Origin of the sequence: Nostocoides veronense (assembly GCF_039531185.1) — a bacterium.
Lineage (GTDB): Bacteria > Actinomycetota > Actinomycetes > Actinomycetales > Dermatophilaceae > Nostocoides_A > Nostocoides_A veronense.
In genome coordinates, this window is record NZ_BAAAPO010000016.1 from 144,482 (window position 1) to 168,123 (window position 23,642).

Here is a 23,642-nt window from a genome sequence, read left to right on the forward strand (position 1 = left end):
TCCCATCGGCGCAGAGTCAGGGGGTGGGACGGCCGCGGCCCCACGCCAGCGCCACGGCTGCCGGCGTGGTCAACACGGCTGAGGAGCTGCGCTGCCGCAGCGCGGTCAGGAAGCTGTTGCGGCAGAAGTTCTCCGGGTGCCCGGTCCAGCGGTTGCGCCAGTCGGGACTGGTGCAGTCCCAGGCGTTCGCCTGCCCCATGGTGCCCGACTTGCCGGTCACCAATCGATAGATCTGGACCAGCGCGTATTCGCCCGGCCTCGGGCGCATCACCGTGACGATATCGGGCATGGCGGTCGTCCGCCGGTCGTTGCGCACGGGGAAGGAGTAGCAGGGCAGTTTGGGGTTATTGCATCGCCCGCCATTGAGCGAATACGTGAGCAGGGGATAGGGGTAGGTCGTGGCGGCCGCCCGGGTGTTCTTCTGCGGGGTCTCGGTGTAGAGGCGGCCGAAGCTGAAGTACCTGGTCACGACGGCCTGGGCAGCGGCGTCCTGCAGATCGTTGGGGTAGTTGAACAGGCCCCAGGCTTGACTGTGTCCCTGGGCCGCGAGGGCGGGGATCGTTGCCCCGCTCTCGGCGTAGCGCTCTTCGTCGGTGCTCAGGGTGGTCATCTCGACATAGTTCATCCCCTGCGAGACGAAGCTCCAGCCATAGCTGGTGCGCAGTGTGCTCAGGTCGCTCCAGGTGGGATAGATGACGCCTCGGATGCAGGGTCGTGATGTCGTCCCGATCCGGTTGACGACCACTCCGCCCACGGCCGGAAGACCGAGCGCCTTCAGGTCCGCTGCAGTCTGCAACAGGGTGCGCATTCCCGGCTTCGGGCTGCATGAGGCGGTCCAGATCGAACGGCCGAAGACGATGGACAGATAGGCCGGCGCCGCGGGCGCGCGTGTGTCCTCTTCGAGCGAGCGGGCGTTCGCCGCCGGGCCGCCGGCGAGCGCGCCGAAGGCCGCCACCAGCATGAAGGTCGCCAATCGACGCATGCCCGTCCACCTGCCCCGCTCGTCACGTGCTTCGGCGCCGAGACTAGTGGCTTCCCGGCACCCGCACCAGGATTCGTTGAACTGGCTTGACCTGCAGTCACTTCCATGGGATTCCGGAAAACCCGGACAAGGCGTGAATGTCGTCCTACCGTGTCTGGGCATGGACGGGGCGCCTCGCTTCACCGGCCGCCCGACCTTCCGGGGAGTGCGCGAAGAGCGCGCACTCGCGAACTGTAGGAGGAATCGTGGGATCTCGAATCAACACCTCGGTGACCGCCCTAGCCGCACTGGCCGCGGCGATGACGCCGGCAGTCCTGGCGGCCGGTGGTGATGCCGAAAGACCGACCACGCAACAGCGAATCTCGGACACGAACGCTCGTGGCCTGACCCCATGGAAGACCCTGACCACGCCGACCGCGCGCGGGACCAAGATCGTCGTCTCCACGACCGGCAACATCATCTCCTATGTCTCACCCAACCAGCCGGCCGCCCAGTACGAGCACATCGGGGTCGGCGCTGTGGGCGAGGGCTATGTCCTGTGTTACACCGGGCAGGCCAGCAGTGCCTATGACACCGGTGACGCCTCGTCGGGATTCGGGGCGCCGACAACGAATGCCTCGCAAACCAGCCGCAAGACTCTGGACAACCGGCTGCAGTTGACGCAGAAGTTCACCCTGACTCCAGGAAGCCCGACCGTGCCCTCCAATGTGCTGGTCACGATGTCGGTCAAGAATCTCTCCGGTTCCCCGGTGAACAATGTCATCCTGCGGCGCCAGGTCGACTTCGACATCGACACCGGTGGCGCGCAGGGGTGGGCGGGATTCCTGAGCAACCACGGGCGGACCTTGGCAACGGTCTCGGCCTTCCACGACCCGACCGAGGCCCCGGCAGGCAAGGAATCGCACGGGATCCTGATGGGTGTCGTGCAGAGCGCCGGCACCTGGTACACGCGGGTCACCGACTCCATTCTGGACAACACCTGCAACCCGACTGCCGCGCCACTGGCCGCCAACTTCGTCGCCCGCGGCGACTATGGCGACACCATCGGCTTCGGCATGGGCACGCTCAACCCCGGCGCGACCAAGACCGTCGCCATTCGCTACCTCCGCTTCTGAGCTCTCGGACATGGTCGGCGGTGTCGGGATCGGCAGGGTGGTTGCCCCCGGCGCCGTCGGCTCTCCCCGCCATGGCGTCATCGAGGCTGGCACCGGGCTGCTCTAGGGTGAGCCGATGCCTGCGGACCAACCCACCATCCTCGCGACCTCCGGCGGCTACCGCTTCGGGGAGCGCACGAGGGTCGAGTACAACCACCTCGTCCACCACGCCGTCGAGTTGTCCGGTGTCACCGGGCGGCGCCCGAAGGTATGCGTGCTCGGGACGGCGAGTGGGGACCAGCGATGGTTCGCGCACGAACTCGATGAGGCCGCCCGGCTGGCCGGTTTCGACCAGACGCACCTGCACCTGTTCCCGATGCCCAATGTCGAGGACGTCGAGGGTCACCTGCTTGCGCAGGACGTCATCTGGGTCAACGGCGGCTCGGTCGCGAATTTGCTGGCGGTTTGGGATGTTCACGACCTGCGCCCGGTTTTCCGTCGGGTGTGGGAGAGCGGCGTCGTGCTCGCCGGTGTCTCGGCCGGCTCGATCTGTTGGTATGACGGTGGCTGCACCGACTCTTTCGGCCCCGACCTGCGGGCGGTGACCAATGGCCTGGGTTTGCTGCCCTATGGCAATGGCGTGCACTACGACAGCGAGGAGCGTCGGCGGCCCACGATTCACGCGCTCGTCGGGGATGGCACCTTGGGTGTCACGCACTGCACCGACGATGGCGTCGGCATCGTGTATCACGGCACCGAGGTCGTCGAGGCGGTCACCGAGAGCGCCGGCAAGGGCGCGTATGTCGTCGCCCGCCAGCCCGACGGCAGCGTCACCGAGGAGCGCCTCGAGCCGCGCCTGCTCGGCTGAGCCGCGCCGGGGCCCGGCGAGCGCTTAGGTCGCGCCCGAGCGCTTATTTCGTGGCGGGGCATAGGTATAGCGCTGCTCCACTGCGAGATCAGCGCTCCGCTGCGATGTGAGCTCTCCGGAACTACGTGGCGCTCGATCGTTCGCGCATGCTGAGGACGCCGGCCAGGGCCACGACACCGAGCACGATGATCGTGGCCCAGATCGCGCCGGCGATCGTATGTGGTGCCAGCCAGCGGATCGCCACGACCAGCACCACCGAGCCCGTCCACACGATCAAACTCAGCACCTGCCGGGCTCGGGCGACGTCGACATAGGTCGCCAACTGGACCACCGAGAGCAGGCTCCCGGCGATGGCGAACCAGGGGGCGAAGTGGGCCGCATCGGCATACTCCGGGCCCGCGAGGGCGGCGGTGATCGCTCGTCCGCCGACGACCGCCGCGACGAAGGCGAAGCCGGCGATGCCGGCCACCGCACCCAGGGCGTAGGCCCGCGCCTGCGCCGCCGAGCCACGCGCGGCCTCGTGCGGAAAGACCCACAGGGCAATGAAATTCGTGCCCCAGAAGGTGACGCGCCCGAAAACGGTGAGGAAGGCATACCAGCCTGACTCGCGGTCGGGCAGCACCGCCCGGGCAGCGAGCAGATCCGCATTGAGGAGCACGACGAGAGCTCCGGCGCCGACGGCCGCACGCCATACACCGGACCAGTCCCGGGGAGTGGCCACCTCGGCAGAGGTATGCCGTGGGGGCTCGGCGGCGCACACGAGTAGCGCGCCGAGAAGCAGCACGGCCACCCCCGTGGCGGCCGATGCCCACAGGGCGAACGCGGGGCTTTCCTTGAGGGCGGCGGTGAGGATCGCGGCCAGGGTTCGGCTCAGGCCGCTCAGGACGAGCAGGAGGCTGAAGGCGCCGGTGCGACCCGCGCCGAGCAGGATCCCCAGCTGAACCCCGATATACGTCTGCGGGACCATCAGCGCGGCAAGCGCGAGGACTGGTGCCCAGGTCGGCAGTCGCAGCACCTCGACGATGACCGGACCGGCGGCCAGGGTGATGGCGCCGGTCGCGATCGAGATGATCCGGCCGCGGCGACGCAACCAATCCCGCGGCGCCGATGGGTCGCTGGCGACGGCGCGCATCGCCTCCAGTTGGAGAGCGGTTGACGCGACGGAGAGCACCACGGACAGGCCGAGAAGGGAGCCGAGTATGCCGTACTGCTCCGGGCCGAGCGATCGCGTCAGGACCAAGATGTAGACATAGCCGAGGACGCCCGCGATCATCGTCGCGACCGCGAGGCTCGCTCCCGAGCGGAGCAACTGCGAACCGGCCGGCTGGCCCTCGGGTGCGGCGGCGCTCATCCGCGGTTGGGCTCAGGCGTGGCGTCGGGACGGCGACGCAGGATGAGGAGCAGGTTCCAGGTGAGGATCTCGCGCAGGCCGGGGACGCGCAGCAGGTGCCGGGCGACATCCGGCAGGTAGCGCGGACGCGCCACGAGGATCTCGACATCGGGATGCGATTGGGCCCAGCCCAACCCCTGGGCGATGCTCGTGCGATAGAGCGTTTCGCCGAGCCGGTTTTTCGGCGCCTTGCCGTGCCGGCGGCGATAGCGGCGGATCGCATACTCCCCGCTGACGTAATGCCACGGCGACGCTTCGTGCCCGCCCCACGGCGAGAGCCAGTTTGTGTAGCAGAGATACAGAATGCCGCCCGGGCGCAGCACGCGCACCATCTCATCCGCCGCGCCCTCCACATCGGGCACGTGCTCGAGCAGATTGCTGCAGAAGACGACATCCACGCTGCCGGAGGCGATCGGAAGATCGGTGGCTGAGCCGACGATGCCGCCATCGGCGACCGAGGGAACAGCCGGGTCGTAGTCGACTGGCACATAGCGCGCGCCCGCCCGACGAAAGGCCGCCGCGAACTGAGCGGGCCCGGCGCCGACATCGAGCACCACCTGGTCTCGGACGTCCACCCATTCCGAGAGGCCGGCGAGTGAGTCGGCGGCCAGGTCGCCATAGAACCGGTCGGGATCGGTTTGCTCGACGAGGAAGCTCGCGAAGAGTTCCTTCGACCGGCGCAGCCCGCGCGGCTGGCGGGGACCGGGCGGACCGGACGGCATACTCATCCGGCTTTGTGGGCGACCAGGCGCAGGGTGGGGCGGGTGCGCTTCGCTAGCGAGCGCATCGCGAGCACGGCGGGGGCCGTCACCGCGCCGGCGGCGAGCACCCGCTTGTCGCCGAGCACGCCATCGGGGCGATGGCGTCCCCGTGCGCGCGCCAGGGATCCGATGTCCGTGGTCACGCTGTCGAGGACGAGCCGGTCGACGCGTATGTCGCTTAGCCCGGCCCCCGCGGCGGCACGGGCGAGGGAGTCGGCGGAGAAGAAGCGGACATGGGTGGGGTCCTCGAGCATCCACCAGTTGGACCCATAGACCTTCGGGCCCCAGGAGTCGCCCGCCGGAGTGAGGAAGACGGCGCATCCGCCAGGCTGCAACATGGTGACAGCCTTGCGGATCGTTTCGTGGACGTCGATGACGTGTTCGAGAACATGCACGCCGACGACCAGATCGGCGCTGACCCAGCCGTCCGGCAACTCCTCGGCCGGCCCCGACCAGAGGCGGCCGTGGTCACGGACCAGCGGGTCCACGTCGACATCGAGCTGACCGGGGTCGACGCCGGAGACCTGTGCGCCGGCGTCGTGGAAGTGGCGAAGCAGGGCGCCGGCGCCATAACCGATCTCGAAGACGCTGCGGACCCCGCGGTGCCCAAGGGATCGGAAAGTCAACGCGGTGCGGATCGTGTCGAGGGAGGGGTCGCCGCCATACGCGAGGTCGCGGTGGTGGGCCGGCGCGGAGGTCAGCGGGCGGCGCAGGTGACCGCAGTCGGGGCAGCGTTCCAGTGAGCCGCCGCCGAGCAGATGCCAGGGGATGGTGGGCGTGGCGCAGACCTCACAGGGACGCCCGCGCTCGATGGTGTCCTCCGACCCGCTCACCCCGGTATCCTAATCGCCGGTAACCTCCCGGCCTGCCCCGTGCCGGGATCGCGAAAGGTCCTCACCCATCGTGCACGAATCAGGCTGTCAGCCCGGTCGCCCGCTGCGCATCCTCTATTTGTCCTGGCGGGACCGCGAGCACCCGGAGGCGGGTGGGTCCGAGACCTTTGTCGAGCGCACCGCCGAGGTGTTGGCTGATCACGGGCATGACGTCACGCTGTTCACGGCGCGTTTTGCCGGGGCGACCAAGCACACGATGCACGAGCGGGTGAAGGTCGTGCGCGGGGGGAGCCGGTTCGGGGTGTATCCGCACGCGCTGTCCTATCTGCGCAAGAACCGGGACCGTTTCGATGTCGTGCTTGATGTCCAAAATGGCGTGCCTTTTTGGTCCCCGCTCGCCGCTGCTGGGCTGCCGGTCGTCAATATCGTTCACCACGTCCACAAGGACCAGTGGCCGATGGTGCTTGGCAAGGCGCTGGGCGCTGTTGGCTGGGTGTTGGAGTCCAGGGCGGCCCCCTTTGTCTATCGGCACAGCCCCTATGTGACGGTCTCGCAGGCGACCCGAAGCGACCTGGCCGGGCTGGGGGTCGACCCCTCCCGCGTGCAGGTCATCTACTCCGGCAATGACCAGCCAGCCGATTTCTCGCGCTATGCCGATGTCCAGCGCTCGGAGCAGCCCAGCTTGATGGTGCTCGGACGCTTGGTGCCGCATAAGCACAACGAGAGCGCCATCGATGTCGTCGCGGCCCTTCGGGAGCGCTACCCGACGCTGCAACTGCATATCGTCGGCAGCGGCTATTGGGAGGAGAACCTGCGCGCCCACGCCGCCGCGGCGGGTGTGGGGGAGCGGGTGAACTTCCACGGTTTTGTCGACGAGGACACCAAGCACCGGTTGCTCGCGCAATCCTGGGTGGTGCTGATGCCATCGCAAAAGGAAGGGTGGGGGCTGACGATCGTCGAGGCCGGCTTGCACGCGACGCCGGCGATCGCCTTCGAGTATGCCGGTGGCGTCACCGAGTCGATCGTCTCCGGCGAGACCGGCCTACTCGCCGCCGACCAGGCCGACCTGGTCGCGCAGGTCGACAGCCTGCTCGCCGACGCACACTTGCGCGGGAAGTATGGCGAGAACGCCCGCCGCCACGCCCGCAGCTTCAGCTGGGAGCGCGCCGGCTGCGAACTCGAGGCGCACATCAGCTCTATCGTGGCTGCCCGCGCCTGATCTGGCACCTGGGTCCGGCTGTCGGATTTGGGCCCAGCGGAGCGGCTTTTGTGAGTGGGAGCGGGGCTATAGCCCCGCTCGCGCTCAGAGACCCCGCTCGGCTCGGCGAGAGCCCGCTCGCGTGCAGAGTGCGCCTTGCTGGCGCAGCGTCCGGCGGGGGCCCAGACTGCGCCGACTGACACGGTGGCCGCGACCGACGCTCAGAAGGCCCGCTCGGCTCGGCGAGAACCCCGCTCGCGTGCAGAAACCCCGCTCGGCTCGAGGGGTGGCCCCAGCGGAGCGGCCTTTGTGAGTGGGAGCGGGGATATAGGGCCGCTCGCGCTCAGAAGGCCCGCTCGGCTCGGCGGGAACCCCGCTCGCGTGCAGAAACCCCGCTCGGCTCGAGGGGTGGCCCCAGCGGAGCGGCCTTTGTGAGTGGGAGCGGGGATATAGGACCGCTCGCGCTCACAAGGCCCGCTCGGCTCGGCGAGAACCCCGCTCGCGTGCACATACCCCGCTCGGCTTAAGAGGCCCGCGAGGCTGGCCCGCCATGTGACGGTGCGGTCAAGGGGCTCGACACCGACTGCGTTGACGGCGACGGCGGCAGGGACCAGGTGTTGCGGCGCAGGGGACGTATGCCGTGGTCAGCCAGTTCTCGGCCCAGCCGATCCGGGTCGCTAGCGACTGCCCAGGTCCATCGCGCGACATCATCGGTCTTTCGCAGACGGTCCTCGCGCAACTTCTCGCGCCACAGTGCGTTCTTCCGGTCTTCGCGTCCGAGTTCCTCGTCGATGCCGTACTTGATCTTCCCGTCGAATTCCCCGATGACGCCGCGTCCGCCGCGCCCCTTCCAATAGAAGTCGACATAGCCAATCAGCCCGTCCGTGTCCTGGAAGGCAACCTGCAACTCAGGTTCGGCCACATTGAGGCGGTACATATTCAGCCGAGACAACGACTCTCCGCCATTCATGGCCAGGGCGTTCGCGAAACCCGCCGTGAATTTTGTCTTGACCTTGCCGTTGGCGTGGGGCGGGATCACGGCAATCTCGTCAAACAAGTCGTCGCGAGAACACAGTCCTCGGCGCAAGGCTTGGTCCGCGGCTGCCACGGCATCGGCGAGGGATCCCGTGCGCGCAAGGTCGATCACTGTGCGAGCCGGCGGCGTGATGTGCAGACCGCCAACCACGATGGCAGCGTCGATAACTCCGACCCTGCGACGAAGTCCGGGAGCACAACCTCGAACGCGTTTGGGCTCGCGGCGGGGGTCAGCGAGCACCACCACATCCCGTGGCCACGGAGCGATTCGGGGCAGGCCCATGATGGCCGCAGCCGTTGGGCCCGCGAAGACCAATGGGACCTCGCTAGTGGAGGTCATCGAGGCGGCATACGCAAGCGCAGCGTGTAGATGCTCCGGAGTCAGACCCTCCCAGAGCGGCTTCGGCATCCACACCCCGCGGCGCACTCGATGCCATTGCAGACCGAGTCCAGGGATGGGTCGGCTCGGCTCAATGCCCTGGGCTCGTAAGTCACGGCCAAGACGCAGTGATGACGGGTCGAAGATCGGTGGCGGTGTAGGTCCCAACATGGCGACCACCCTCGCGAATGCGTCGGCCAGGCGCTAGAGCCCCTGAAATCCCTGTGGATATCGCCCTTTGGGGCGCGCTGCCTGTGGATGACACCCGTTCTACGGCCGAGCGGAGCGGGCCTTGTGAGTGGGAGCGGGGCTATATCCCCGCTCGGCTGGGCGGGAACCCCGCTCGCGTGCACGAACCCCGCTCGGCTGGGGGGCGGTAGAGCGGCGCGCGGGGGAGGTCAGGCGCGGCGTTCGGCGGCGGCGTGCGGTGTAGCGGAGCGGCCTTTGTGAGTGGGAGCGGGGCTATATCCCCGCTCGCGCTCAGACACCCCGCTCGGCTGGGCGAGAACCCCGCTCGGCGCGGCGAGAACCCCGCTCGGCTGGGCGGGGGCCGGCGCGGGAAGTCATGCGCGGCGTTCGGCGGCGGCGAAGGCGTCGCCCATGCGGGCGCACTGGGTCGCGAGGTCGTGGTGGGCCAGGACGTGGGCGCGGTTCTCGGCGCCCAGGCGCAGCCGGCGCTCCCGGTCGGTGAAGATGCCGATCAGGCCCTCCGCGAGCGCCTCGGGGGAGTCGTCGACGAAGCTATTGCCGGGCGTGACCGCCTCGTCATTGGTGCCGCAGCGGGTGGTGACGACCGGCAGCCCGCTGGCCATCGCCTCCAGGTAGGCCAGGCCGAGCTGCTCGGTCCACTTCCACGTCGGGCGCGGGGCCGTGGTGAAAACGGCTGCCTCGCGCAGGAAGGCGCCGACGCCCGCGGTGTCGAGGACGCCGGCATACTCCACCCCGGAACCGGGTTGTGCCGCAGCGCTTTCCACTAGGGGCAATAGCGGCCCGCGCCCAGCCACGCGCAGCCGCGCCTCCGGGATGGCCGCGCGCACCATCGGCATGGCGGCTAGGACCGTGTCGATGCCTTTGTTCGGCGCCAAGGGTGAGCAGAAGACGATTGTCGGATCGTCGGTGGGCGCGGACGCCGGGTGGAAGGTCTGGGTATCGACTCCCGGCTTGACCACCTGGATGAGTTCGTCGTCAAAACCATTGTCCAACAGGTGATCTCGGGCCGCGTCGACCATGCACAACAGCAGGTCGGCGTCCCGGCAGGAATCGAGGGCCTGCTTATACGGCGGCAGCTTGTACAGCGGCTGGTCGGCCAGGTTCTCCCAGGTGACAACGGCCTGCCGAACCCGGCAGCCCCGCGCCCGCGCGTCTCTCCGCCACCGCGACGCCTGCCCGGTCACGAGCGAGCACAGCTCCAGTGAGGTGACCCAGTCGTATGCCGTGGGGTCCTGCTCCTCGAGTCCCCGCACCCAGGCAAAGGCGCCGGCCTCGATGAAGCGTTTGATCGGGCGGCGGTAGGTGCTCGGCACCCAGGTGATGTCCCCATCCGGGGCAGCTGAGGCTAGCGCCGTGACCTGGGTTCCCGGCATCCGCGACATCCAATAGACCTCACGCCGGGCCCGCTGGTCCGGCAGCGAGACCCACAGCATCCGCCGCGCAGCACCCGCGTCACCCCCGACAGTCACGAAGCGGCCGCCCGGTCCTTGGCGCCGCGCCGGGCACCCCAGGCATACCCGCCGGCTTCGAGCGCCCGCAGGAAAACCATGCCCGCCGCGTGTGCAGGATCCTTGGCGAGGCGGCGGTAGTTGCGGGCATACGACCTCAGCACTGTTTTGCCTTGTGCCGCAACGGCTCCCGAGTGCTCACCGGCGAAGGCGGGGATCGAGCGGCCGTAGTAGTAGCGCTTGGAGAGCACATCGCGCACCGTCAAGCGCCCCTCATCATGGTCGACGAGCACCGGCGCGAGCTCGATGCCGGCACCATCGGCCATCATGCGCAGCCGCAGGTCGGCGTCCTCGGGGCCGGACATCGCGAGGTCGAAACCTCCTCCGCCGAGCAGATAGTCGCGGCGGATCAGCCGAGGATTATGCAGCCACGGCTCGTCGAGGTAGCACTCGCGCTCCAAGGCCCGGCAGGCCGTCCAGAAGCCATCGCCGATGGTTCGCTCCGGCAAGGCGATGCCGGTGGCACCCGTTGTCGCGGCCGTCGCCACGGCCGTCGCGATGGTGTCCGGGGGCAGGATCATGTCGCTATCGAGCCAGAGCACCCAGGCGCCCTGCGCCTCTCGGATCCCGAGGTTGCGCTGCGCGCTGCGCTCCGGGCCGGCGATGTGGACCTTGGCCGTATGCCGCCTGGCCAGGTCCGCCGTGCCATCCGTGCTGTGGTTGTCGACAACAATCAGCTCGACGGCGGGATAGGTCTGCGCCGTCACCGAAGCCAGACAGGCCTCGATGGTGCGGACGTTATTACGGGTGGGGACCACGACGGTCACCAGGTCGAACTCGGTCATCGGATCTCTTCCTCGAGCGGTCGGGTGACCGCGGACGATGGCGGGCTGGTTGTGGCAGATGGGGAGTCGAACAGGGCGCCGAGGACGGCGAGCGTCAGGCCGGCGGCGGCGATCAGGTGGGGGATGGCGGAGTGGCTCACGACCATCGCATTGACGTCCCCCCATCGCGGCCAGGCCAACAGGACTTGCACCACGCCGGCGAGCGCGACGACTGCCGCCCCCATCGCCACGAGAATGCGCGGTGCGTCGGCCCGGCGCCGCGTGAGCCACAGCGTCAGCAGCCCGGCAAACAAACCCGCCCCGCCGGTGGCGAAGGTCGCCCCGGCCACGGTCACCCCGGCCATCGATCGCGGACCGAGGGGCAGCACGGGGCGGCTGTATGCCGGCGCGCGCACCGGCTCGGGCCGGCGCCGGATCCGGGGCAGCAGCGCGAGGAGCGCGCAGCCGAGCAGGGTGACCGTCGAGATGATGAGCGCGATCGTCGCGGCGCGCTGCGGGCCGTAGCGCACCTGCATCGTGTGAGCTCCCGGCGTATCGACGAGCCAGCCCGCGGACCAGCCGTCGAGGACAACCGGCGCCCCGAGGTCGCGGCCGTCGAGGGTGGCACGCCAGCGGGCGTCATACCCCTCCCCGATCCGGACGGCGACCGGCTGGCCGGGGGCGACCGTGAAGGTGAGGGTGCGCGCCGTCGTGCGGCCCGAGGCCGACAGCGTCGGCGTGGCGACCGCGGCCGTGGCGGCGGGGGTGACGGTGTCGTGCAGCGTGAGGGAGTCCAGTTGCATCTGGCGCACGGAGCGGATCCGGTGCTCGCCGGCGCCGAGGGTCACGGGCGAGCACGCGACCCAGCGGGTGCCCTCCTGATCTGGGCCAGCCAGGCGCGTCCCAAAACCGGGGCGCATCAACAAGGGCTGCCCGTCGAGCGTCGCGATCGTGTGGCAGGGCACGTCCTTGGGCAGCAGCGGCCCCGTCCCGGTGTCGATGTCGACCAGCCGCGGGGGCCCTCCGGTCCCGGACACCCGGTCGATAACCACGCGAACAGTCTTGCCGCGCACGGCTTTTGGCAGCGTGATGGTGTTCGGACCTGGGGTGAGCCAGCCACGCGCGACCTGTTCGCCGTCCACGAGAACGCTGACCCGGCGCACATACCGGCCGTCGTCGGTGTCGGAGATCATCCGCTTCTGTCGCACGGTGATCGCCTTGATCGTGCGCTCGGGACCGGTCACCTGCCACCAGTCGCCGACGACCTCCTCGCTCCCCGGCACCCAGCCGGTCCCCAGGTCGCCGTCCGCGGCCTGGCTCGCGCGTAGATCCGGGTTGTCCCACAGTATCGAGCTCGCGCTCAGGGTGTATGCCGGATCGAGCCCGGCCAGGTCGTCGGCCGTGCGCGGCCCCACGGCGGGCAGCCGCACGAGTGCCTCGGGCGCGAAGGTCCGGGGGCTGGGCACGCTCAGGTCGCGCTCGAGCGTGATCTCGCTGTCGTCCTGGGGTCCCGGCGCATTGCGCACCCGGGTGAGGAAGATGTCGAGCGGCAGCCTGTCGAAGGCCGCGCGGCCGGCGGTGTCGAGGCCGGCGTATGCCGTGGTCCAGGTCTGCGGCAGCCGCGCGATCCGCGTGACCTTGGGGCCGGGCAGGCCGAGTTCGGCGATCCCGACGAGCGAGAAGCCCTCGCCGCGGATCGTGTCCACGTGTAGGCGGATCCCGTCCGCGCGTAGCCCGCCGAAGTCGACGCTCGCCACCCCGGAGTCCGGCAGGGTCACCGTGCGGCGCTGGCCGCCGGCTTCGAGGGTGATCTTGTCGAGGTGGACCGGCCCGAGCGCGACGGGCCGGATCGTGACGATCTTGAGTTCCTGCTCGGTGGTGAACCTCACGTCGAGGGTCACCCCTGGAGCGCGCCGGAAGTCGCCGAACAGCCAGGCGGTCTCCGGGCGGCCGTCCAGGACGTTGTCCGGTTGGCCGTAGGGCACATCGAAGAAGGCGCCACCCGTCTGGCTCGCCGTCACCTGCGGGCCTTCCCGGCGCAGCACGCTCTGGTCCTCGGCGCTGCCGAGGCTACGGGTTCCGGCAGGGGTCTGCTGTGGCGGCAGCAGCGGACCCAGGCCGGCGGTGAGGCGATTGGTGATGACGGCGGCGCGCCGGTTGGTGTCGGTCAGGGCCAGCCGGCCGGCCGTCGCCACGGCGCGGGCCCGCTCGGCGGTCGACATCGTCGGGGCGAAACGCACGAGCGGGGCGTCATTCAGCAGGCCCGCCCGCCCGAGCGAGTCGAAGGCCCAGGCATCGCCGGCGACGAGGACGGAACCGGTCAGCGGTCGGACGGCCGCCGAACTCAGGGGGGAGCGGACGTCATACAACTGCACCGGGGGCAGGGTGCTCTCGCCCGCGGTGAGCGGCACCTGGCCCTGGAGGTTCTCGCCCGGCCGGCCGAAGGCGGCTCGCAGGGCCAGCCCGGGGTCGTAGCCGACGCGGCTCGCGATCAGGTCGGGCCGGGCGCCGGCAAGGTCCTCCCAGGCGATGTCGTGGCGCACCAGCACCGAACCGGCGCCGAGATAGCGCGTCATCGACGAGATCGTCGTCGGACCGGCCGTTCCGGAGGCGAGCAGATCGGTGACGGCCGCCAGGACGTTCGCTCCCGGCGGGGAGGTGTTCGGCGTCGTCTCGGGGATGATCGCCTCGCGGGTCATCAGCGAGTTCGGCAGATCGTCCGGGCGCTCGTCGGTCCAGCGATAGGTGGGGCGGGTCTGCCCGGGCAGGAAGAGCACGCGGCTCGAGGGGCCGCCGGCATCGGCCGCCGACGCGGCGGCGCGCCAGTAGCCGGGGATGTCGATGGGTGAGGTGTAGAGCCGTCCGACCGCCGCGGGATAGACCCACAGGCCGACCAGCACGGCGGTCAGGGCCAGCCCGGCATACCGGTGGCGCAGGATGGCGACCCGATCCTGCCGGCGGGCCGCGGCGAGCCAGCGCGGCGCGGCCGCCCCCAGCGCGAGGGCCGCCCCGAGCATGAGCACAGCGCCGGCCTTGTTGGTGGTCCGGAAGGCGAGCAGTGGGGGGATGGCCTCGAAGAGCCGATTCAGGGTGAGGGCTACCGGCGACGGGCCCGCCGCGGCATAAAGACCCACCATCGTCACGGCGCCAATCCCGATGAGCAGAGCGGCGATTCGGCGCACGACCGGTGTTGCGGATCGCAAGGCCAGGAGGGCAAGCGCCGGCCAGAGAACCGAGGCGAGGACGACGGGCACCGCCGTTTGGTAGGCCGCATATTGCGGCACCCAGGGCCCATCCGAGGCGCTGCCATAAAGCGTCCAAATCCCCATGCCGCGCAGCGCCTCGACGAAGGTCGAAACGCTGGCGATGCCGTCGAGCGTCTCGGACTCGGCGACGATCTGTTGCCCGGTCGCGATGGCCGAGATCGAGGGGATCAGCCAATAAAGACTGACGAGCAGGACGAGCGCTCCGCACTTGGCCAGCACCCAGGCGATGGCGCGCGCGCCTAGACCCGCCGCCCGGCCGACGACGAGCGCGATTGGCAGCACGACGAGCAACTGGAAGATCGGGATGACCGCGACATTCATGCCGCTCATCGCCGTGAATGCCAGCGCCACGGCAGCGGGCCAGCGCCAGGATCGGGGTTCGCGCAGGGCGCGCACCAGCGCGGATGCCAGCCACGGCAGGAAGGCGAATGGCAACAGGACGGCGAGGGTCGAACCGCCCACCACGGCATATGGATTGGCGATATAGGCCACGGCGGTGGCGAGTGGGGTCCACGCACCCGCGTGCGGCGCGAGTTCGCGGGCCAGGCGCGCCGCCCCCGCCGCCGCCACCAGCCATAGCGCCGCGTGCGAGAGCAGGAAGACCCACTTCGCCGAGAAGCCGAGCAGATCCAGCGGCGCCAAGGCGAGCACGACGGGGGTCAGGCCAACATTGAAGTTCGCCGACCCGAGATAGGGCGAGGCCGTCCACGCGGAGAGGTAATGCCCGACCATCGCGGCCGGCGCCTCATAAACCTCGGGCTTAATGTCGGTATACGCCGAGCCGAGTCCATTGCCGACAACAATGGCGACCAGCACGACCGCGAGGGCGACGCTGGCCGCCCGAGGGGGGCGAAAGCTAAGTGGCATGATCCTCAGGGGAGATCTTGTGGGCGCGCTTAGGTTCAAGCCGTTTGGCAAGGGGCACGAGCCAGGGGGCCTTGTGCATGATCGTCCAGATCGCCTTGCGCGCTGGGCCGACCGCGCGCCGCTGGGCGATCAGCGCCGCCCGAACGTCCGGATGCAGCCGGCGGGGTGCGCCGGCGGGGCGACGGAAACGCAGCGCGTGCAGCCCATTGGCCCAATGCGGGTCGTCATTGCCCGTGGAATCCCAGCGGCGCACGATCTCCCAACCCGGGTGGCGCCGCAGGTAGGCCTGGTGTGCCCGGGCGACCAGCGGCCAGGTCGCGTCATCGATCAGGACCAGGGCCTCATCGGCGAGGAGCGGTTCGGCGACGCCCAGCGCGAGATAGTGCGCCAGGCTCGTGTGCTCGCCGTCATAGAAGTAGACTCCGATATCGCGCGGGTAGGGCGCGGTGCTCAGGACGGCGAAACCGTCGCCTTCCACGAGGCGCACATCGGCGTGGGCGGCATGCTCGGCGAGGTGACGATCCAGGGTGGCGCGCGCATCGGCTCCCTGCATACCGAATTCGACGTAGTTCTCCACGGCGTGGAAGATCGGCCCCGAGACGCCCAGGGTGGCCCCCACCATCGACCGGCCCTTGAAGCTGCCGACCTCGAGGTAGTCCTCGTCCGCAGGCAGCAGCGAGGCGGCGAGGTTCAGGACGGCGAGCTCGTTGGCGGTGGTCATGCCCTCGACGCGCGAGCTCACCTCAGCGTAGGCGGGGCTGCGTGGAATGAGGTGTCCGTGGGGGCCGCGATCGAAGAGTTCATCAGCCGCCCGCAGAAAAGCGTCAACGTCCATGATGGCGAAGTGTGGCACATCTGCCGCCCGCCTCAGAACCGATCCCACCTACTGTTACCCACGAGTAGGATCAGTCTCCGAAGTCCGATATCATGACCCGCGAAAGCCGCCTCCCAGGCTGGCAGGTCACCAGGAGAGGCGAGTTCGTGGCTGCTGCCGTGACAACGCGGACCACCTGCCCTTCCCGCACCAGTAGCGCGGCCCTGGGACTCTTGATCGTCCTCGCGAATGCCCTCGGCTACGGCTTCATCGTCATCGCCGCACGGGCGCTCGGCCCGGCGGACTTCGGCCTGTTCAGCGCCGTGAACAGTGCGTGCCTGGTGCTCGCGACTCCGGTCGGCGCCGTGCAGGTCGTCGTCGCGCGGCGGCAGGCCGAGCACGACGGGACCGGGCTGCGGCTGGCCGTCGGACTCGGCGGGGTCCTCGTGGCGCTCGGTGCCGTCCTCAGCGTGCTGGCCGTACCCGCCTTCCATCTCGACCGCGGGATGACGATGTTCCTCGCCGCCGCCAATGTCTTCCCCATGGCGATCACCGCCGCCCTGCAGGGGGTGCTTCTCGGCCGTGGCCGGCTGGTCGCGGTCGGCCTCTCGGTGCTCGTCACGGCGGCCACCCGGGTGATCGCCGTGCAGGCGACCCGCGCGGGCGGCCACGGCGTGGACTGGCTCTTCAGCGCCCTGCTGATCGCGGGCTTTGCCTCGGCGCTCCTGCCGGCCTGGCAGGCGCGGGCCGAGATCGCCGGTGCGAGAACCCATCTCGGCCCGGGCGCGGTCCGCGAGCTGCTGCGCGCCAACCGCACCCTCGGTGCCCTCATCGCCTTGTCCACCGTCGATCTGCTGCTCGCCCGGCACTATCTGCCCGCAGCTGATGCCGGCGCCTATGCGCTCGGGTCGGTCTTCAGCAAGGTCGTCATGTGGGGCACGCAATTCCTTGCCCTCGGGATCGTCCCGGCCCTGCACCCCTCCGACTCGCGCAAGCGGGTGATCGAGGCAACCGCCATGGTGGGACTCATCGGCGGTCTTGCCATCGCCATCACCTGGTGGCAAGCCCCGCTCATGGTCAGCATCGTCGGGGGGTCCGGCTACGGCCATACCGAGGGCATCCTGGTCTGGTTCGTCGTCCTAGGCACCTTGCTCGGCCTGGCCCAGGTGCTGCTGTATGCCGGGATGGCCACCGATGACGGCCGTCTCGGCCTGCTGACCTGGGCCGCGACCGCCGCCTTGGTGGTCGTCGTGATCGCGAGCCACCACTCACACGCCTACCGAATCCTGGCCACAGCCCTCGCGGCCACGGCCGCCGTGGTGCTGCTCGGGCTGGTGAGCGTGTTCCGCAGCCCGGCGACCGGCCTGAGACAGGAGGCAGGCGAGGCTGTGCTTAGCCGGTTCTCTCCAGTCGTTAGTGCCAGCAGCGCTGGCGATTCGTAGAACACGGAGTGGCATTGCAAGGTTTGCTGGTGGCGTGCTCGAAGGTGTGCCACACTTACTCACATGAGTGACCCCCGCAAAAATGCCGTGACGCCAGCGAATAGGGATCAACGTCCGGCGTTGGATCGCGCCTCGTTAGGGCAGATTTCGACAATCGCTGCTAGTTGCCTGGCCGTTTGGGCGGCCTACAAGCTCTTCGAGCCAAATTTCTACTCAACTTCTTCGGGTAATCTCCGGTGTGGGTCTGCCCTTCGGCCGGCCGCCACGGAGTTTGCCAGGAATGTCTGCGGCGGTCTTGCGCAATCGAAGATGACCGAAGCGGTCTTCCTGGGGCTTATGGCAGCTGTCGTGGCATTCCTGGGGAGAAGTTTCTTTGGGGGCAACAACCGTGCAGCCGACGACTTGATCGACCCAAGTGAAGATATAGTCGTCGATTGATCAAAGAATTGCGCACGTTTGCGCGTAGCAAGATATCTACCGTTGAACTAGTTCTTTGGCTCAGCGTGCTCTTTCCGCTCGTTTGGGCTTTTTTCGGGCTTGTTCAATCAGGGTGGTGGCCAGAGGGCGATGAGGCGCTCGTTGCCCTGAGAGTAACAGACGTCTTGTCACTTCATCCTCCCGTCATGGGTCAGCGGTCCACCTCCTACTGGCTTGACGCGGGCGCTGCCGTTCATCACCCTGGTCCTCTACAGTTCTATATTCTTGGAGTATTATCCGCGCCCTTTAATTTCGAGCCATGGAGCATTCTAGGTGCGGGCGTGGTGTTTAATGGCTACGTATCCTTCATCTCGATCAGAATGACATTTCGTCACATTGGGACGCTTGCCGCCATGGCGACGACATGTTCATTTCTCTTGATTGAGTTCGCTGGTGGACCCGACTGGATGATTTATCCCTTCAATATGTCCGGGCCAGCGATGCCACTCGCGGGCCTTTGTTCTCTCACCTGGGTGGTAGCTGCTGTTGCTGGGGTGGGAGTTCGTGCGGGCACTATGCCTGCAGGCAACATCCTGTTGCACTGGATTCTGATTTGGTCATATGTCGTTCAGGCGCATCTTGCCCTGCTGCCCTTTGGTGTGGCCACGTTGGTATTTCTGATCGTCATCATTCAACTAGCCTCTCGGCGATCCCGGCGCATGAGTGGACATGCCCAACCTGTTCAGTTCGTGTCGCGTGGTGCCATGTCCGTGCTTGTCCTCGCCTGGTTGCCAGTGGCGATTGAGCTCATTACATATGACCCCAACCAACTCACTCAAATAATTCGTTATGTGGACTCTCCGCAGCGTGCCCAGGTGCGAGGTTGGGGCTTTGCCTGGAACTATTTATCGTCCGCTGCGGTGCCGGCTTTCGCCGTCAATCCGCTACTTGTTGGCGAGGGAACACGGTCGCCCATAGTGTTCATTTGCACTGTGAGTGTGTTGGCGTTCGCGGCCTTTGGCTATTTATTAAGTGTAAAGAGGAATATTCACGTTCAGATCCAAGACATGCAGTCGGTTCGCGCGTATCTTTGCGGAGCCGGAGTCTGCCTGGTCTTGCTTGCGGCGTGCGCCTGGCCATTGTCTCGTCTGGAGGTGGGCCGTGCGAGCTTCTATGGTTCAGTGTTCATTCCTGTTGCGCTCTTCTCCGTCTGCGCGAGCACGGCTATCGGTATCTTTCTCGTCTCGCAAGCCGTTTCGAGCTCGTTTAGTCTACCAATTCGCGAGCGACGTTCTCTTGGTGAGTTTGTGGGGGTACTCATTGCGTCTTCCAGCCTCGCGGCCTGTTCGTCCTGGCCCACTACCTATTTGAACCCGAGCGCGACCAGGGATTTCACTAAGGGTGTCACTGCGGCCATAACCGCAAGGGTGCCGAACGGTACTTGCGTCAACATACTCTCGCCAGGAGTTCAGGGATGGACTCGAATAGCGCCTACCCTGGCCTTTCGACTCGAGCGAGGTGGTTATCCTTCTCACTTCAAGATTTTCTGGCCGTTCCCAGAGGATGACGACTTCAGGAAAAACGAAACGGCCCCAGCATCATGCTGGCGAGTGCTCTTGCGAGAGCAAACCGGCGGGGTGTGGAATCCCGATGCCCCACCGCAGGCGCAGGTTGTAGGAAGCATGAACTTTGAGGCTGCTTTGGGCTTTGAGGCTGCAGAGGTTCAGGCCTTTATCCTTGCCCCGACCGGATAGCACTCTGCGCGTCAGGTGTTGATGCGTGAGGATCTCTTGGGATAGATCTTCTTGGCTAACGCCACTAGCCAGGGCGCGCGGTGCAACGTATGCCACGCGAGGCTCTCGGCCGGGCCGACAGCGCCGACCTGCAGGCGTCGCATGAGGGCGGTGTCGGTGCTGAGCCCGAGCTTGCGGTCGGCTGGGCGGTCATACCTCAGCGCGTGCAAACCATTGGCCCACAACGGATCTGCGGTCTGCTTGGCATCCCAGCGTGCAACCACCGACCAGCCGCTGTGCCGGGACAGATAGGCCTCGTGGGCCTTCTGCACCACCGGCCAGGTGGCGTCATCGACGAGAACCAGGGCCTGGTCGGCGAGCAGCGGCTCGACCAAGCCGAGGGCGAGATAGTGCGCGAGCAGCGTGTGCTTGCCGTCATAGAAATAGACGCCGACCGGGGAGCGCAGGGCGCCTGGCTGCGCCAAGGTCCGGAAGCAATCGCCCTCGATCAGGCGGACATCGGCGCCTGCGGCGTGCGTCGCGAGATTGGTATGCAGTTCGTCTCGAGCCTCCTGCCCGAGCATCCCGAACTCCAGATAGTTCTCCGAGGCGTAAAACGTGCGATCCGGGACGTCCATCACCGCGGCGCACAACGAGCGGCCCTTGTAGGTGCCAACCTCGAGGTAGCACTCGTCGGCGGGCAGAAGTTTCGCGGCCAGATTGACGACCGCGAGTTCATTGGCGGAGGTATAGCCAGCCACCTGCGCGGCCATCTCGACATACCGCCGATCCACCGGGCCATTGGCCATCGGGTCGCCGTCGAAGAGAGCGGGAACCTGCTGCAGGAAGAGATCGACATCCATCGTGGATCAGCCTCAGGAGTCGAGTTCCGCGGGGTCCTGTCCATCAGCCGCGACCCTGGGGAAGGATCCTTGGTGGCTGCCAAACAGCAGGAAGCCGAGGCCGGTAACGAGGAAGGCGCTGATCAGAGCGCTCACGGCCTTTATGCGGTTAATGGTCGCGAGGTCCTGACAGACGCCCTTGGCGAAGTCCTCAGTGGGGGGGTTGCTCGCCGAGCCACACCCGAAGACACCTTGTTGGGCCGTGATATTGATCGGTACAAAGTAGAAGTAAGCGGCGAGGACGATCAGCAGGACCGAGGTAATGATGCAGACCTTCGTTCCGGTGACGAGGCGCCCGGACAGCAGGGACGGGGTGGTCGTGGTCGACATGGCGGACAGGCTACCTGCGGGTAGGGGCCCATCCCAACCACGTGGCACTATGTGGCCCGTGAGCACACCGGCGTCGACGCGCCCCGCGGACGCCGGAGCGCGACCCACGCGTGCGGCTCAGCATCGCTCCCTGCGCTATCGGCCCGGACTCGACGGTCTGCGGGCCATTGCCGTGGCCTCGGTCTTCCTCTTTCACGCGCGCCCGGGCGTCCTGCCGGGCGGGTGGCTCGGCGTCGACATCTTCTTCGTCCTCTCCGGCTTCCTCATCACCTCGGTCCTGCTCACCGATCGTGAACGTCACGGCCGGATCGATCTGACCGACTTCTGGCTCGCCCGCGCCCGGCGGCTGCTGCCCGCCGTCGTCCTCGTCCTGCTCGCGGTCGTCTCCGCCGCCTATTTCTGGACGGTCCCCGCCCGGCGCCAGGCGATCACCGGCGATGCCATCGCGTCCTGGTTCTATTTCGCCAACTGGCACTTCCTGGGCGGCGATGAGGCCTATTTCGCCGCCGTCGCCAATCCCTCCCCATTGCGGCATATGTGGTCGCTCGCCGTGGAGGAGCAGTTCTACCTGCTCTACCCGCTGCTGCTGGTCGCCCTGATCGCCGTGCTGGGGCGGACCCGCCGCCTGACCGCTGCGCTCGGCGGGCTGGCTGTGGCGAGCGCTGTCCTGATGGCCGCACTGCATACCCCGGGTCTGGACCCGAGCCGGGTCTACTACGGCACCGACACCCGGGCCCAGCAACTGATCACCGGAGCGGCCGTCGCAACACTGCTCGCCCCGGGCAGCCCGGTCACCAAACGGACGCGAATCGCCATCGACACCTGGGGCCGGGCGCTCTCGATCCCTGCGCTCCTCGTGCTACTGCTGGCGTTCCGGTTCGTGCGCGAAAGCACTGAGGGCATCTTCGAAGGTGGGCTGTTCGCGCTCGCGGTGGTCACCGTCCTTGTGGTCATCGCGGTCGCCAGCCCCAACTCCTCGCCCGTCCAGCGCGCGCTGTCGTGGGCGCCGCTGCGGCATCTGGGGATGATCTCGTATGGCGTCTACCTCTGGCACTGGCCGGTCATCGTCTTCCTCGGCGCGGACCGGATGGGCTTTGGCGGCTGGCCGCTGACGCTCGCCCAGGCGGCGATCACGCTCGCCCTCTCGGAGGCGTCCTATCGCCTTGTCGAGCACCCCATTCGGCGCGGGGGCCTGGCCGCTTTGATGCCGCAGCGTCCGCGGGTTGGGGGTGTCGCGGCCGTCACCTCGCTGTCCGTGCTCGCGCTCCTGATCGGGCTGCTGCCCAATAGCACGACCGGGTCGAGTGGCGGGAGCCAAGGTGGCGCGCTGACGTGGGCTGCCCCGGCATACCAACCCGGCGCGACGCAGAAGCGAATCCTATTGTTGGGCAACTCGATTCCCTATAGTCTCGCGCGCTTCTATCCCGCGGGAGAGTTCCCCGATCTGATCGTCGATCAGGACACCAACTTCGGTTGCGATATGTTCGCCGACCCCAAGGTGGTCGACGGCCAGGTGCAGCCGACGACTCCCGCATGCCGCGACTGGCGCGCCTCCTGGCCCACGACGGTCGCGGCCCACCGGCCCGACCTGGCGGTGATCTTCCTGACCCATCCGATGCTCGACGACATCGAGATCGACGGGCAGGTGGTCCCGGCCGGCGACGCGCGGCATACGGCATACCTGCAGGAAAGCCTGGACCAGATGGCGCGGGCGGCCCGCGAGGCCGGGGCCGCGAAGGTGGCCGTGATGAACCTCGGCTGCCACCGGTTGCCCAATGTCGCGCAGACGTCCGAGTTGACCCGCACCAATGACGACGCGGCGGTGGCCGCCCTCAATGCGGTCGCCGCGCAGTGGGGGCAGCGGACCGGCACGACCGTCTTCGACCAGTTCGGCTTCCTGTGCAGCGGCGGCTATCACGACATGATCAATGGCATCCCGTTGTATGAGGACGGCCTGCACTTCTCCGCCCGGTCGGCGCCGGTCTTCTGGAGCTGGTGGGCGCCGCAACTACAGCAGGCGACCGCATCGTGACCCGCGCCATCGTCCTGGCCGGCGGGCTCGGCACCCGGATGGGATCGCTGACGGCGGACCGTCCCAAACACCTGCTCACGGTCGCGGGGGAGCCCTTCATCGCCCACCAGTTGCGCTGGCTGGCGGCGCATGGCGTCGAGGAGGTCGTGCTCGCGACCTGCTTCCGGGCCGAGCAGTTCGAGCCAGAGTTGGGGGACGGGCGCGCGCTCGGGCTGCGGCTGTCATATGCCGTCGAGCCGGAACCGCTCGGCACCGGCGGGGCGCTGCGGCACGCGCTCGGGGCGCTGGGGGAGGGCCCGGCGCGGGAGGCTGTCGTCGTCGTCAACGGCGACCTGTTCACCACTCACGACCTCGGCGCGCAGGCCGCGGCGATGGCCGCCGCTCCGGACGCCGAGGTGGTGCTGCACCTGCGCACGGTCGGCGACGCGTCCGCATACGGCTCGGTCGTGGCGGATGGCGACGGCCGGGTGCACGCCTTCGTCGAAAAGTCCCCCGACCCGCCGAGCCGCGAGGTCAATGCCGGGACCTATGTCGTGCGACGGCGTGTGCTCGCGGCGATCCCGGCCGGGCGGCCGGTCTCCCTCGAACGGGAGGTCTTCCCTCGACTGGTCGAGGACGACGTGGTGCGCGCCTATCGCGAGCAGGCGGACTGGATCGATGTCGGGACCCCGGAGGCGCTGGAGCGGGTCCGAGCCGTGGTGGACGGGCAGATCGGCCGTCGAGATCGGGAAACACGCCGAGCGTCAGGCGGCGTCACCGGCGTGTCTCCCGAACTCGACCCGCAGACGTGACCGATCACAACTTGACCGGCCGGTAA

Annotated in this window: 19 protein-coding genes; 8 read left to right on the plus strand and 11 right to left on the minus strand. The window is 68.1% G+C overall.

Going from position 1 to position 23,642, the window contains the following annotated elements:
• Nucleotides 1-16 precede the first annotated feature (16 nt).
• On the minus strand, nucleotides 17-982 hold the full coding sequence (locus tag ABD225_RS05495; RefSeq protein ID WP_344082282.1) for a polysaccharide deacetylase family protein: 966 nt from the start codon (nucleotides 980-982) through the stop codon (nucleotides 17-19).
• A 245-nt stretch (nucleotides 983-1,227) separates the two neighbouring features.
• Here ABD225_RS05495 and ABD225_RS05500 point away from each other — a divergent pair, with 245 nt between their 5' ends.
• Both ABD225_RS05500 and ABD225_RS05505 read left to right on the plus strand, forming a co-directional pair.
• On the plus strand, nucleotides 1,228-2,097 hold the full coding sequence (locus tag ABD225_RS05500; RefSeq protein WP_344082284.1) for a hypothetical protein: 870 nt from the start codon (nucleotides 1,228-1,230) through the stop codon (nucleotides 2,095-2,097).
• 115 nt (nucleotides 2,098-2,212) lie between these two features.
• Nucleotides 2,213-2,944, plus strand: a complete 732-nt coding sequence (locus tag ABD225_RS05505; protein WP_344082286.1) for a Type 1 glutamine amidotransferase-like domain-containing protein — start codon at nucleotides 2,213-2,215, stop codon at nucleotides 2,942-2,944.
• A 121-nt stretch (nucleotides 2,945-3,065) separates the two neighbouring features.
• Here ABD225_RS05505 and ABD225_RS05510 read toward each other — a convergent pair whose 3' ends face one another.
• Genes ABD225_RS05510 through ABD225_RS05520 form a run of 3 tightly spaced genes read right to left on the minus strand, consistent with a single transcriptional unit; the run spans nucleotide 3,066 to nucleotide 5,928 of the window.
• Nucleotides 3,066-4,295 carry a lipopolysaccharide biosynthesis protein gene (locus ABD225_RS05510; protein WP_344082288.1) on the minus strand — a complete coding sequence of 410 codons (1,230 nt, stop codon included), beginning with the start codon at nucleotides 4,293-4,295 and terminating at the stop codon, nucleotides 3,066-3,068.
• Nucleotides 4,292-5,056: a class I SAM-dependent methyltransferase gene (locus ABD225_RS05515; RefSeq protein ID WP_344082290.1), complete on the minus strand. Its 765-nt coding sequence runs from the start codon at nucleotides 5,054-5,056 to the stop codon at nucleotides 4,292-4,294. Before ABD225_RS05515 ends, ABD225_RS05510 begins: the two co-directional genes overlap by 4 nt.
• Before the next feature lie 2 nt (nucleotides 5,057-5,058).
• Complete coding sequence (locus ABD225_RS05520; protein WP_344082292.1) at nucleotides 5,059-5,928, minus strand: class I SAM-dependent methyltransferase; 870 nt, start codon at nucleotides 5,926-5,928, stop codon at nucleotides 5,059-5,061.
• A gap of 70 nt (nucleotides 5,929-5,998) precedes the next feature.
• On the opposite strand from ABD225_RS05520, the gene ABD225_RS05525 reads away from it, so the two are divergent.
• Entirely contained in the window at nucleotides 5,999-7,147 is a 1,149-nt protein-coding gene (locus tag ABD225_RS05525) for a glycosyltransferase family 4 protein (RefSeq protein ID WP_344082294.1), read from the plus strand.
• Nucleotides 7,148-7,649: 502 nt separating this feature from the next.
• Here the strand turns inward: ABD225_RS05525 and ABD225_RS05530 are convergent.
• From ABD225_RS05530 to ABD225_RS05550, 5 genes are all read right to left on the minus strand, one after another.
• Nucleotides 7,650-8,312: a hypothetical protein gene (locus tag ABD225_RS05530; RefSeq protein ID WP_344082296.1), complete on the minus strand. Its 663-nt coding sequence runs from the start codon at nucleotides 8,310-8,312 to the stop codon at nucleotides 7,650-7,652.
• Between the two features lie 791 nt (nucleotides 8,313-9,103).
• Nucleotides 9,104-10,219, minus strand: a complete 1,116-nt coding sequence (locus tag ABD225_RS05535) for a glycosyltransferase family 4 protein (RefSeq protein WP_344082298.1) — start codon at nucleotides 10,217-10,219, stop codon at nucleotides 9,104-9,106.
• Nucleotides 10,216-11,043: a glycosyltransferase family 2 protein gene (locus ABD225_RS05540; protein WP_344082300.1), complete on the minus strand. Its 828-nt coding sequence runs from the start codon at nucleotides 11,041-11,043 to the stop codon at nucleotides 10,216-10,218. Before ABD225_RS05540 ends, ABD225_RS05535 begins: the two co-directional genes overlap by 4 nt.
• A complete protein-coding gene (locus tag ABD225_RS05545; RefSeq protein ID WP_344082302.1) occupies nucleotides 11,040-15,155 on the minus strand; it encodes an alpha-(1->3)-arabinofuranosyltransferase domain-containing protein in 4,116 nt (1,371 codons plus the stop codon). The genes ABD225_RS05540 and ABD225_RS05545 overlap by 4 nt, the downstream gene beginning before the upstream one ends.
• Nucleotides 15,145-15,990: a class I SAM-dependent methyltransferase gene (locus ABD225_RS05550; protein WP_344082304.1), complete on the minus strand. Its 846-nt coding sequence runs from the start codon at nucleotides 15,988-15,990 to the stop codon at nucleotides 15,145-15,147. Before ABD225_RS05550 ends, ABD225_RS05545 begins: the two co-directional genes overlap by 11 nt.
• Before the next feature lie 92 nt (nucleotides 15,991-16,082).
• Between ABD225_RS05550 and ABD225_RS05555 the strand changes: the two genes are divergently transcribed.
• The 3 genes from ABD225_RS05555 (at nucleotide 16,083) to ABD225_RS05565 (ending at nucleotide 19,582) form a co-directional block, all read left to right on the plus strand.
• Nucleotides 16,083-17,411: a lipopolysaccharide biosynthesis protein gene (locus ABD225_RS05555; RefSeq protein ID WP_344082306.1), complete on the plus strand. Its 1,329-nt coding sequence runs from the start codon at nucleotides 16,083-16,085 to the stop codon at nucleotides 17,409-17,411.
• A gap of 63 nt (nucleotides 17,412-17,474) precedes the next feature.
• Nucleotides 17,475-17,849, plus strand: coding sequence for a hypothetical protein (locus tag ABD225_RS05560; RefSeq protein ID WP_344082308.1), 375 nt, complete (start codon nucleotides 17,475-17,477; stop codon nucleotides 17,847-17,849).
• Nucleotides 17,846-19,582 (plus strand): hypothetical protein, encoded by a 1,737-nt coding sequence (locus ABD225_RS05565; protein WP_344082310.1) that lies wholly within the window; start codon nucleotides 17,846-17,848, stop codon nucleotides 19,580-19,582. The genes ABD225_RS05560 and ABD225_RS05565 overlap by 4 nt, the downstream gene beginning before the upstream one ends.
• 11 nt (nucleotides 19,583-19,593) lie before the next feature.
• Here ABD225_RS05565 and ABD225_RS05570 read toward each other — a convergent pair whose 3' ends face one another.
• Together ABD225_RS05570 and ABD225_RS05575 are read right to left on the minus strand one after the other, a co-directional pair.
• The gene (locus ABD225_RS05570; RefSeq protein ID WP_344082312.1) at nucleotides 19,594-20,424 is read right to left on the minus strand and encodes a class I SAM-dependent methyltransferase; all 831 of its coding nucleotides are present in this window, start codon (nucleotides 20,422-20,424) and stop codon (nucleotides 19,594-19,596) included.
• 12 nt (nucleotides 20,425-20,436) lie between these two features.
• The gene (locus ABD225_RS05575) at nucleotides 20,437-20,793 is read right to left on the minus strand and encodes a hypothetical protein (RefSeq protein ID WP_344082314.1); all 357 of its coding nucleotides are present in this window, start codon (nucleotides 20,791-20,793) and stop codon (nucleotides 20,437-20,439) included.
• 58 nt (nucleotides 20,794-20,851) lie between these two features.
• Between ABD225_RS05575 and ABD225_RS05580 the strand changes: the two genes are divergently transcribed.
• Both ABD225_RS05580 and ABD225_RS05585 read left to right on the plus strand, forming a co-directional pair.
• A complete protein-coding gene (locus ABD225_RS05580; protein WP_344082316.1) occupies nucleotides 20,852-22,825 on the plus strand; it encodes an acyltransferase family protein in 1,974 nt (657 codons plus the stop codon).
• Nucleotides 22,822-23,616 carry a nucleotidyltransferase family protein gene (locus tag ABD225_RS05585; RefSeq protein WP_344082318.1) on the plus strand — a complete coding sequence of 265 codons (795 nt, stop codon included), beginning with the start codon at nucleotides 22,822-22,824 and terminating at the stop codon, nucleotides 23,614-23,616. The genes ABD225_RS05580 and ABD225_RS05585 overlap by 4 nt, the downstream gene beginning before the upstream one ends.
• Nucleotides 23,617-23,642: the final 26 nt, after the last annotated feature.